At 69.7% G+C, this 10,462-nt stretch carries 10 protein-coding genes; 4 read left to right on the forward strand and 6 right to left on the reverse strand.

The window, feature by feature from the left end; all coding sequences use genetic code 11:
* Positions 1–164: 164 nt before the first annotated feature.
* Complete coding sequence (locus tag QM624_RS08165) at positions 165–2,156, reverse strand: S9 family peptidase (protein WP_415090634.1); 1,992 nt, start codon at positions 2,154–2,156, stop codon at positions 165–167.
* A 109-nt stretch (positions 2,157–2,265) separates the two neighbouring features.
* Here QM624_RS08165 and QM624_RS08170 point away from each other — a divergent pair, with 109 nt between their 5' ends.
* The 3 genes from QM624_RS08170 to QM624_RS08180 all read left to right on the forward strand — a co-directional run bounded on the left by QM624_RS08170 (position 2,266) and on the right by QM624_RS08180 (position 5,797).
* Positions 2,266–3,216: a ribokinase gene (locus QM624_RS08170; protein ID WP_415090636.1), complete on the forward strand. Its 951-nt coding sequence runs from the start codon at positions 2,266–2,268 to the stop codon at positions 3,214–3,216.
* Positions 3,217–3,348: 132 nt separating this feature from the next.
* Entirely contained in the window at positions 3,349–4,947 is a 1,599-nt protein-coding gene (locus QM624_RS08175; RefSeq protein WP_415090638.1) for an FAD-binding oxidoreductase, read from the forward strand.
* Between the two features lie 241 nt (positions 4,948–5,188).
* Entirely contained in the window at positions 5,189–5,797 is a 609-nt protein-coding gene (locus QM624_RS08180) for a hypothetical protein (RefSeq protein ID WP_415090640.1), read from the forward strand.
* Between the two features lie 126 nt (positions 5,798–5,923).
* On the opposite strand, the gene QM624_RS08185 is transcribed toward QM624_RS08180, so the two are convergent.
* The 5 genes from QM624_RS08185 to QM624_RS08205 all read right to left on the reverse strand — a co-directional run bounded on the left by QM624_RS08185 (position 5,924) and on the right by QM624_RS08205 (position 10,073).
* On the reverse strand, positions 5,924–6,883 hold the full coding sequence (locus tag QM624_RS08185) for a nucleoside hydrolase (RefSeq protein WP_415090642.1): 960 nt from the start codon (positions 6,881–6,883) through the stop codon (positions 5,924–5,926).
* Positions 6,884–6,931: 48 nt separating this feature from the next.
* Positions 6,932–8,155, reverse strand: coding sequence for a NupC/NupG family nucleoside CNT transporter (locus QM624_RS08190; RefSeq protein ID WP_415090645.1), 1,224 nt, complete (start codon positions 8,153–8,155; stop codon positions 6,932–6,934).
* Between the two features lie 141 nt (positions 8,156–8,296).
* Positions 8,297–8,581, reverse strand: coding sequence for a PspC domain-containing protein (locus tag QM624_RS08195; RefSeq protein ID WP_415090647.1), 285 nt, complete (start codon positions 8,579–8,581; stop codon positions 8,297–8,299).
* Positions 8,578–8,766 carry a hypothetical protein gene (locus QM624_RS08200; protein ID WP_415090650.1) on the reverse strand — a complete coding sequence of 63 codons (189 nt, stop codon included), beginning with the start codon at positions 8,764–8,766 and terminating at the stop codon, positions 8,578–8,580. The genes QM624_RS08195 and QM624_RS08200 overlap by 4 nt, the downstream gene beginning before the upstream one ends.
* Positions 8,763–10,073 carry a PspC domain-containing protein gene (locus QM624_RS08205; RefSeq protein WP_415090652.1) on the reverse strand — a complete coding sequence of 437 codons (1,311 nt, stop codon included), beginning with the start codon at positions 10,071–10,073 and terminating at the stop codon, positions 8,763–8,765. The genes QM624_RS08200 and QM624_RS08205 overlap by 4 nt, the downstream gene beginning before the upstream one ends.
* A gap of 125 nt (positions 10,074–10,198) precedes the next feature.
* Here QM624_RS08205 and QM624_RS08210 point away from each other — a divergent pair.
* Positions 10,199–10,462 (forward strand): PspC domain-containing protein (locus QM624_RS08210; RefSeq protein ID WP_415090654.1); only part of this gene is annotated, 264 nt, incomplete at its 3' end.

A 10,462-nucleotide genomic window follows, 5' to 3' on the forward strand; every position in this document is an offset into this window, starting at 1 on the left:
CCTCGGCACCAACCCCAGCCGCATCAGCGAACTCGAACGCGGCACCCGCCCCAACATCACCCTCACCAACACCTACCGCGAATACCTCAACACCGCTTGACACCAATAGGAGCATCAAGCTCGACCAACGGTCCCTCCCCGGGGCCCGTCCGTCATACCGAGTGTCAGACGGGCAGGTGTCGGGCCCACCAGTCCAGGATGGCCTCGAAGCGCTGCCGGCGATGCCACGGGGTTCCCGATCGGGAGAGCTCGTGGTTCTCGCCGGGGAAGACCAGCAGTTCGGCGTCCACGCCGGCCTGCTTCAGTTGGGCGTAGTAGCGCAGGCCCTGTGACAAGGGGCAACGCAGGTCCTGCTCGGAATGTATGACGAACGTCGGTGTGCTTACCCGGTCGGTGAGCAGCATCGGCGACTGGGCGTCCATCTGTTCCTTCGAGCCGTTGTACTGCTGCGGGAAGTACCAGCCGATGTCCGAGCTACCCACGAAGGACGCCGGGTCGAGGTAGCCGCGCTCCACGATGGCACCTGCCCAGCGGTGGTGGTGGGCGATGATCCAGGCGGTCAGGTAGCCGCCGTACGAACCGCCCATGATGCCGACCCGGGCACTGTCCAGCCCCGGCACCATCGCCATCGCGTGGGTGAGGAAGGCGAGCACGTCGGCGGCGTCCAATGATCCGAACGCGTCCTGGATCGCCCGCCCGTGCTGCGGCCCGTAGCCGGCCGAGCCGCGCGGGTTGCACATCACCACCGCGTAGCCCGCCTCGGCGTAGACCTGCGCTTCGTCGAAGAACGCCGAGGTGTACTGGGCGAACGGGCCGCCGTGGATCATCAACAGCACCGGATGCGGCCCGTCGCCGGCCGGCGTCACCACCCAGCCGTGCACCGGGTACCCGTCCGGCGCGGTGGCGATGAGCTCCTGGGACGGCCGGATCTCGACCGCTTCCCGCAGCGCGGCCCCGAAATCGGTGACCGCCCGCACCGTGACCGTGGGGGCCGTTCCCCCGGTCACCGGCTGACCGGATTCCAGCACCCCGACCTCACCGAAGCTGGTCGCGTCGCGATAGGACGCCACCACCCGGCCCGCGGACGCCGCAACACCGGTCAGCAGCACGCCGCCGTCGATCAGCACCTCGACTCCGTCGGTGGTCACCCGGAGCAGCTGCGACGCCCCGCGATGATCGGTGATCGCCAGCACGCCGTCGCCGTCCGGCGCCAACTCGCCGGTGACCAGCAACTCCTCGGCGGTGAGTCGCTCCGGCCCCTCCGCGCCCAACCGGTACACGCCCGGCTGGGCGGCCACGTACTCCAAGCCCGACTCGCCCAAGTCGGCGGCGGTGAACCAGACCGCGTCGCCCACCAGCACCGCTGAGCCCACACTGAGCGACCCAGTGGTGAGCCGGCTCGTCTCGGCGCCGTCCACCGGCACCCGCAGCAGGTCGTCGATCAGGTTCTCCGGCTCGCCGGTTCGTCCCGCCGCCACCAGGACGGCGCTGCCGTCGGCGGTGAAGCAGGGCGCGTGGTGATCGGTGTCCGCGCTGGTCAGCTGACGTGCCGCCGGGACGCCGTGGTCGCGCAGCGCATCGGCGCTGAGATCCTGTGCCGCACGTCCGATCGGACGCACCGGCGGCTCGCCGAAAACGTCCGGGACGTCGGTGACGAACAGCTGGTTGCGGCGATCCCGGGACCAGCCGAGCCCGTTGACCTGGAAGGCCAGCGTGGTGATCTGCCGCGGATCCTCGTGCGCGGCGTCGACCCCGTCCAGGGTGCCGTAGCGGCCGTCCGCCGGAACCCGCGCGATGAAGGCGAGCGTGCCGCCGTCCGGCGAGAAGACGAAGTCCGAGACGCCCAGCGGCTGGTTGGTCACACACACCGCCTCACCGCCGGCGCTCGGGATCAGATGCACCTGGGGGCGTCCGTTGGCGCCGTCGCGGAGGAAGCCGAGCAGCGTGCCGTCGGGGGAGAAGCGGGGCTGGCTGTCGTGCTGGCCGCGGGTCAGCCGTCGCGGACCGGAGCCGTCCAACGGCACCCGCCACAGCTGGCCGACGTAGCCGTCGGCGTCGAAGTCGGGACGGCTGGTGGAGACCACCGCCCATGAACCGTCCGGGTGCAGGGCCGGGGCCGAGACGCTGGTGAGCAGGGGCAACTGATCGGGTCGCATGACCAGACAGTAATGGCCGCTCCGCCCAATCCCCGGCACTCACCTCGACCGCCCGAGGCGGCGTCCACTAGGTTCGTCCCCTACAGACGAACTCGAAGGGGAGTGGGTCATGGCGTCCGGACGCGTGTTGGTTGTCGGTTCCTTGAATGCGGATCTGGTGGTGCGGACCGCCCGGATTCCCGGCCCGGGGGAGACGGTGGCCGGCTCCGACCTGGTGATCGTGCCGGGCGGGAAGAGCTCCAACCAGGCCGCGGCGGTCGGCAAGCTCGGCGGCGACGTGGCGATGCTCGGTTGTGTCGGCGACGACGGCAACGGCGCGATGCTGGTGGAAAGCCTGAAGAACGCCGGGGTCGACGTCAGCCAGGTCAAAGCACTGGAGGGGGTCTCCACCGGTTCGGCGATGATCGCCGTCGACGATGCCGGTGAGAACTGCATCATCGTCAGCCCGGGCGCCAACGGACGGCTCAGCGCCGACGACGTGAACGCCGCCACCGACTTCTTCGCCACCGCCGACTCATCGTCGGTGCTGACGCTGTGCCTGGAGGTGTCGCTGGACGCCGTGAAAGCCGCCGCCCGCAACGCCCGCGAGCGCGGCGCGAAGGTCGTGCTGAACATCTCGCCCTACATGAAGGTGGGCGCCGACCTGCTCGACCTGGTCGACACCCTGCTGGTCAACAACCACGAACTGGCCGACCTGACCGGTCAGGCCGAGTTCGACCCGCTCGGCGACTGGACGTCGGTGATCGAAGCCACCAACGCCGCGCTCGGCGCCTCCGGCCCCCGGACGGTCGTGGTCACCCTCGGCGCCCAGGGCGCCCGAATCATCGACCTGGACGCCGGCACGGCTTCGGAGCAGATCCCTTCGCCGAAGGTGAAGCCGGTCGATACCACCGGCTGCGGCGACGCCTTCCTGGCGGCCTTCTCCTTCCGGATCGCCGCGGGCGACGACCTGGAGCAGGCGGCCGCGTTCGCCGTCCGGGTCGGTGCCTACGCGGCCACCGGCGAGGGCGCCCAGAACTCCTACCCGACCGCCGAGCAGCTCGCCGGCTGGACTCCGTGACGAATCGCTGACTTCATTGGTCGAGCTTGTCGAGACCTGGGACGACCTGATGCTGGCAAGGGGTTTCGACAAGCTCAACCAGCGGAGGTCGCGTTGATCAGCGCTTCCCCGAAGGACGGGACACCGACCACCGTGGCAACGACCGGACTGCGCCGGCGTCCGCTCCGGTTCCGCGCCCGGCACGCCGTCGCGGTGTTCGCCGTCCTGATCCTGCTCTCCTACGGCATCTCGATGGCCGAGGTCTACAGTGCCCTGGCGCAGCGGCCGAAGGACTGCAACGTCCGGCAACTCGCCGCCGCCCCGGACGCCGCGACACCGGCCGGTTTCGCCGACCCGGACTGGCTGGTGCAGCGGCGCGGCACGGTCAACGACGCCAGCTGCCTGAACCGCACCGCGGTGTACGGGGTGGCGCAGCCGGCCGATGAGGCCGAACTGGGGAAGGCCTTGGCCTTCGCCCGCGAACATGACCTGAAGGTGGCACCGTCCGGTGCCCGGCACAGCATGGGCGGGCAGGCGTCGTGGCCCGGTGCGCTGATCCTCGACATGACCGCGATGAACCGGATCACCATCGACGAGGCGTCCGGCACCGTACGGGTCGGCGGCGGCGCGCTGTGGCGGCAAGTGCTCGAAGCGTTGCACCCGCACGGGCTCTCGGTGACCGGTATGCCGAGCATCGACGTGCTCAGCGTGGGCGGCACCCTTTCGGTCAACGCGCACGGCACCGATTTCCGCACCGGTTCGCTGGCCGGCACCGTCCGGAGCCTGCGGCTGATGAAAGCAGACGGCAGCGTCGTGACCCTGGACGCCGATCGCGATCCCGACCTGTTCCATGCGGTGATCGGGGGTTACGGGCTGTTCGGCGTCATCGTCGAGGCGGAGTTGGCCACGGTGCCGGATGAGGTGTACCGGCTCGAGCAGCGGGTGGTGGCCACCGCCGACCTGCCCGACGTCCTGGACGCCCTGGGGGCCGACGAGAACAACCGGCTGATGTCGGCGGACCTGGCCACCGCGGGCTCGCCGTTGCTGGACCAGGCGGTCGTCTACACCCATGCGCGGTTCCCGGGTTCCGCGGACGAGCCGCGGCCCGAACTGATGCAGGAGCCCGACTCGCCGCCGGCCCGGTTGCTGTTCAACCTGGCCCGGCACCGCGGCCCGGCCCAATGGCTGAAGTGGACGCTGCAACGCGACCTGATGCCCCGACTGCGGCAGTGCGGCACGTCACGTAACGAGGCGCTGCGGGCGGCCGAAGCCTGCCTGGTGTCACGCAGCCAGGCGATGTACAGCGACCTGAAACTGCTGCGCCACACGATCCCGCAGTACACCGACATCCTGCACGAGTACTTCCTGCCGCGGGACGCCCTGGTCCCGTTCCTGCGCGACACCGCCGCGGCGCTGCAGGACAGCCAGGCGGTGGCGCTGCACGCGTCGGTCCGGGTGGTGCATGCCGAGCCGATTCTGCTCGACTACGCCCGCGGCGACCGCTACTCGGTGGTGCTGTACCTGAGCCAGGAGGTCTCCGCCGAGGGCAACCGCGACATGGCCGACCTCACCCGCACCCTGGTCGACCGGGCGCTTGCCGCCGGCGGCACCTTCTACCTGCCCTACCAGCAGCACTACTCCCGCGAGGACCTGGCCCGCGCCTACCCGCGGATCGACGAGTTCTTCGCGTTGAAGCGCCGCCACGACCCGGAGCTGCGGTTCATGAACAACCTGTACCGGCGATTCGGGTAGGACCCAGCCACCGCCGATCGAGCTTTGTCGAGATCCAGGTTTCGACAAGCTCAACCAGCGGTGGTCGGTTTGGTAAAGCCCAACCGTCGGCAGGAATCGCTGATCATTCACGTCATCCCGGGCCCCGACCCGGGATCTCAGTCGGGAGAGATCCCAGTGAGTGATCCCGGATCAAGTCCGGGATGACGACGAGGGGCCTTGATCGGCGCTTCGCTGGGGGCCGGGGCACTAGGCTGCCGCGATGAGCTGGGTGGAAGTGATCGGGTACGTCGCCTCGGCGTTCATCGTGTTGTCGCTCACCATGACCTCGGTGGTGCGGCTACGGCTGCTCTCGATGACCGGCGGGCTGATCTTCGTGGTCTACGGCGCGCTGCTGCCGTCCATTCCGATCATCCTGACCAATGCGGCGGTGGCCGGAGTGAACATCTGGTTCCTGCGCCGCGAGTTCGGTCCGCGGCGGTCGATCGGCGCCGTCCCGATCGAACCGGACGCGCCGTTCCTGGAGGACTTCCTGCGCGTCCACGCCGACGACATCCGACGCATCTGGCCGGGCTTCGACTCGCTGCACGAAGAGGACTTCGTGCTGCTGCCGATCCGCGACGGGCTGCCTGCCGGCGTTCTGGCCGGACGCCGCGACGGCAGCACGCTGCGGCTCACCCTGGACTATGTGATGGCCGCCTACCGGGATTCGCGGATCGCGGCCTGGTTGTACACCGGTCCCGGTGCCAAGCAGCTTCGGGACGCCGGGTTCAGCACCGTGGTGGTGCAGAACCCGGCGCCGGGTCACACCGACTATCTGCGTCAGCTCGGCTTCCGTGACGTCGACGGCGCGCTGGTCATGCAGCTGTGACGCCAAGCCGAATAGCCGCTCGCGAACGAGATCCCGGGGCGAGCCTGGGATGACAGAGTTCCGCCGTCCCCGGGTGCGTTGGTCCGCTCGCGCTGCGATCTCGGGGCGAGCCCGGGATGACGACGATCAGCCGGTGTAGCCGAGCAGCCGCGCCAGCAGCACCGGTGCGAGCTGCTGGTCGGTGTCCAGCACCACCCGGACGTGGGCGCCCTCGACATCGTGCGTACCGGTGCGTTGCCCGCGCAGGTCGCAGATGGTCTGGCCGCGGCCCGGCCCCTGGGTGTCGTCCACCACCACCGGCACGTTCGGCGCCCGGGTCGCGGTGATCTGGCCGGTCGCGATCGCGGCTGCCAGCGGGTCGTGTAGGGCGCACATGCGGCGTCCGTACTCGCCGACGTAGAAGTCGAAGTACAGGTTGAGAATGTCGGCCAGGGCCCGGTTGAGCGCCGAATCGGACGCCGCCAGCGCCTCCCGGTCGGACTCCTCGAAGGCGTTCTCCAGCGTGACGTCGAGCGGCACCAGCACCACCTGCCAGGGCGCCTCGACCACCGCCTGGGCCGCCTCAGGGTCATTCCAGATGTTCGCCTCGCCCACCGCGCTGAGGTTGCCCGGCACCAGCGCCGCGCCGCCCATGATGTACACCTCGTGCACCAGTTCGGCGATCGACGGATCCTGCTTGAGCGCGATGGCCAGGTTGGTCAGCGGACCGATCGCGATCACGTCCAGCTCGCCGGGGTGCTCGTGGGCGAGCCGGACCAGCATGTCGGCCGCCGATTCCGCCTCCGGCTTCCGGTCGGCGTGCGGCAGCTCCACGTCACCGACGCCGTTATGGCCATGGATGTGCGGAACCCCGCCGCTGAAGCTGTGGGTGAGCGGGTCCATCGCACCGACCGCAACCGGCACCTCGGTCTTGCCACCCATCGCCAGCAGGTCGAGGGTGTTGACCGCCGCCCGCTTGGCGTCGATGTTGCCGCTGACGGTGCCGATGCCGGCCAGTTCGATCTCGGGGGAGGCCATCAGGTAGACCAGCGCCAGCGCGTCGTCGATCCCGGTGTCGCAGTCGAAGTAGACGGGACGGGGGGCCATGGCCCCTCCTTTCGGTGAGGGAGTCTTCTCGGTGGGGGAGTCTTCGGGTCAGCTGCCGACGACGCCCACGATGGCGGCGTTCAGCAGGTTGGTCATGGTGGCACCCAGCAGGGCGAGCAGGCCGTACTTGGCGACCTCAGAGCGCCGCTCGGGGATCAGCGACCCGAGCGAGCCGACCAGGATCGCGATCGAGCCGAAGTTGGCGAAGCCGCATAGCGCGAAGGTGGTGATCAGCGTGGTCTTCGGGTCGAGTTGCCCGGCGGCGACCATCGGGCCGAAGTTCGAGAAGGCGACGAACTCGTTGAGCACCGTCTTCTGTCCGATGAAGTTGCCGGCGACGGCCGCCTCGTTCCAGGGGACGCCGATCAGCCACGCCACGGGTGCGAAGATCCAGCCGAACACCATGTCGAAGGAGAGCTGCGGCATGCCGAACCAGCCGCCGATGCCGCCCAGCGCCCCGTTCAGCAGGGCGATCACGGCGATGAAGGCGATCAGCAGGCAGCCGACGATGACGGCGAGATGGCCGCCGGTCAGCGCACCACGGGCCAGCGAGTCGATCACGTTCACCGATTCGGTGTCGTGGACGTCGCGCACCGAGGCGTCCAGGTCGGACTCCTCGGTCTCGGGCCACATGCCCTTGGCCACCAGCAGCGAGCCGGGCGCGTTCATCACGGCGGCGGCGAGCAGGTAGGGCATCGGTGCGCCGAGCAGCGAGTAGCCGACCAGCACCGTGCCGGCCACCGAGGCCAGGCCGCCGACCATGCAGAGGAACAGCTGTGATTTGGTCAGCCGCGGCAGGTAGGGCTTGATCACCAGCGGCGCCTCGCTCATGCCGAGGACGACCACGGTGGCGGCCCACACCGACTCGATCTTGGACGCGCCGAGCACCCATTTCAGCGCGGTGCCGACGATCTCGATGACCCACTGCAGAACGCGCAGGTAGTAGAGCAGGCCGACGATGGCGCCGAAGAAGATGATGACGGGCAGCACCTGCAGGGCGAAGACGAAACCGATCTTGTCGGTGTCGATCAGCGGGCCGAAGACGAACTCGGTGCCCGCGCTGGTGAAGCCGATGATGCCGGTGACCGCATTGGCGAACTGCTCCAGCGCGTAGGCGCCCGGTGCCCATTTGATGACCAGGAAGCCGACGAGCGCCTGCAGTGCGAGGCCTGAGCCGACGATGCGCCAGTTGATCCGGCTCCGGTGCTTCGATATCAGCACGATGATGCCCAGGATCAATGCGATTCCCAGCAACCCCTGAAAGCGCTCCATGCCAGCCTCCTCGCTGCGCGGACGTCCCGCGACCATAGGGTCGCATACACGGCGCGGGCAAGGGGGGAGATGTGAAACTGAGTCGCCGGCACAACACGAAAGGGCCCGGACGCCGTGGCGTCCGGGCCCTTCATGGTCAGTTCAGCGGAGGTCGTCAGGGTTCTGCTCGGGACGATCCGAGGACCGTCCGGTGCCCTGGCCGAAGGCGTTCTTGGCCTCATCGAAGCCGGTGGGGCCGCCGTCCTCGGTGGGCAGCACGGCCCACAGCACCAGGTAGGCGATCCAGCCCACCTGGGTGAAGATGGCGAGCAGCACGGTCAGGATGCGGACCAGCCCGGAGTCCAGGTTGAGGAAGCGGGCCAGTCCGCCGCAGACGCCGCCGAGAAATTTGTCGGTGGTCGAGCGGGTCAGGGTCTTTCCGTTCATCGGGTTCCTTTCGTCGAATTGCGGGAAAGTAGAAGGCCGGCCAGGCCGATCACGACCAGGCCGAGGGGAGCGACGATCGAGGTGAGTTTCCAGTCGACCGTGCCGAATGCGGCGCACAGGGCGAGCACTGCCAGCCCGGTGCTGACCAGGCCCACGTTGAACGCGGCGACATCGATGCGCCTCATGACACCGTCACCTCGCCGACGCCGGTGTGCAGCACCACGGTGAGCACGGGTGCTCCCGGGGTGAGGATGCGCTGATAGTTGCCCTTGAGGTCGATGCCGTCGCGGCTGGTGTCCGGGCCGTGGTACTCGCCGGCGCCGATCGACCATTCGACGATGACGTTGCCCGTGGTGGGCAGGGACACCGCCAGCGTTCCGGCGCCCTGGGAGAACTGGATCTGCCTGGTTTCGGTGACGTCCAGTCCGCTGAGGTTGACGGTCACGTCACCGGCGCCGTGGTTCTGTTCGGTCGTCGGTAGCTGCGCCATCGTGGTGTAGCTGACGGTCTCGGTGCCGACCCGGCCCGGACGCGGCACCGGCACCAGCATCGCGATGGTCACCAGGCCGGCGACCACGGCCAGCGGCAGCAGGCCGCGGGGGCGTCCGGCGAAGGCGGCGATCAGCAGGCCCAGGCCCAGCGCGCCGAGCACGGTGGCCGCATAGGCCAGCGGGGGAACGATGACGCCGAACACCACCGACAGCACGGCCAGGGTGGCGAGGCCGCCGCCGAGCAGGCAGAGCACCAGCGGCCACAGCCACTTCGGACGGCGCCGGGTGGCCCGCGGTGCGGGCGGCGTCCAGTTCGAGACGGCAGGCGGCGGAGTCGGCCGGTACTCGTACAGCGGGAGCGTCGCGGGCGGATCGCCGGCCGAGACGTCCGATACACCCGCAGGCGTGCCCTGTCGCTCTTGGACGACCCGCTCACGCCACGCCGCGGCTGCTCGTTCGAAGTCGGTCTGCGGCAGCGCGGACGGCGTGGATGCGGTTGGCAGCGCAGCCGTGTCGGACGGGCCGGCGAGCTCGTTCTGACCGGACGGCGCGCCGTTGCCGGGCTGGCCGGCGGCGTCCGGGCGGTGCGGATGGCGCCGCCGGTGGAAGCCGAAGTACCACAGGAAGCCGAGGCCGACCACGGGGGCCAGGCCGAACGGCAGCCAGGATCCGACCGCCACGGTGATCAGCACGCCGAGGCCCACCACGGCGCCGATCGCGGCGGCCGGGGACCATGACCGGGTGAACGGTGCCAGCCGATAGAGTGGGAACTCGCTGGATCCGTCCTTGGGCACCAGCAACAGCGCACCCACATAGAAGGCGATGCCGAGCCCGCCGAGCAGGGCCAGCAGCACCATCGCGATCCGCAGCACGGTCGGGTCGACCTGCCAGCGACGGGCGAGCCCGGCACAGACGCCGCCGAGCACGGCGCCCGAGGACGCGCGGCGCAACGGGGTGAGTTCCATGGCCACCACTGTTGCCGAGGCGTCCGGACGAACCATCGGGGAACGTCCCTGAGCCGACCCCCAAAGGGCCGTGCGGGAAGCCGGGTTGGCTGGCCGGGGGAGGCCGCACGCGCGACACTGAACCAGAGGCGTCGGCCAGCCGACCTCCGACGCACCCCGCTATGACGACTCCACTTCGCACCGTACCGGTGACGCCTCAGCGCGCCGACCGGCGGCTGGACACCGCCTGGCTGGCCGGCGTGTGCACGGGTTTGGCCGCCCATCTGGGCTGGCCGACGCTGGTGCTGCGGGTCGGGTTCGTGCTGCTGACCGCCAGCATGGGCATCGGGGTGCTGGTCTATCTGGTGTTGTGGCTGGCGTTGCCGCTGGCCGCCGAGGCGCCGCGGGCACCCGGCCTGGACGCGGCGGGGCGTCGCGGGCTGCGC

Origin of the sequence: Micropruina sp. (assembly GCF_047606365.1) — a bacterium.
In the GTDB taxonomy this organism is placed as follows: domain Bacteria; phylum Actinomycetota; class Actinomycetes; order Propionibacteriales; family Propionibacteriaceae; genus Micropruina.

Coding starts and splice junctions, on each gene's coding strand:
- QM624_RS08190 (WP_415090645.1), bottom strand. CDS start 8,155: ATGGAGCGCTTTCAGGGGTTGCTGGGAATCGCATTGATCCTGGGCATC.
- QM624_RS08200 (WP_415090650.1), bottom strand. CDS start 8,766: ATGAGGCGCATCGATGTCGCCGCGTTCAACGTGGGCCTGGTCAGCACC.
- QM624_RS08165 (WP_415090634.1), bottom strand. CDS start 2,156: ATGCGACCCGATCAGTTGCCCCTGCTCACCAGCGTCTCGGCCCCGGCC.
- QM624_RS08205 (WP_415090652.1), bottom strand. CDS start 10,073: ATGGTTCGTCCGGACGCCTCGGCAACAGTGGTGGCCATGGAACTCACC.
- QM624_RS08185 (WP_415090642.1), bottom strand. CDS start 6,883: ATGGCCCCCCGTCCCGTCTACTTCGACTGCGACACCGGGATCGACGAC.
- QM624_RS08195 (WP_415090647.1), bottom strand. CDS start 8,581: ATGAACGGAAAGACCCTGACCCGCTCGACCACCGACAAATTTCTCGGC.
- QM624_RS08180 (WP_415090640.1), top strand. CDS start 5,189: ATGAGCTGGGTGGAAGTGATCGGGTACGTCGCCTCGGCGTTCATCGTG.
- QM624_RS08170 (WP_415090636.1), top strand. CDS start 2,266: ATGGCGTCCGGACGCGTGTTGGTTGTCGGTTCCTTGAATGCGGATCTG.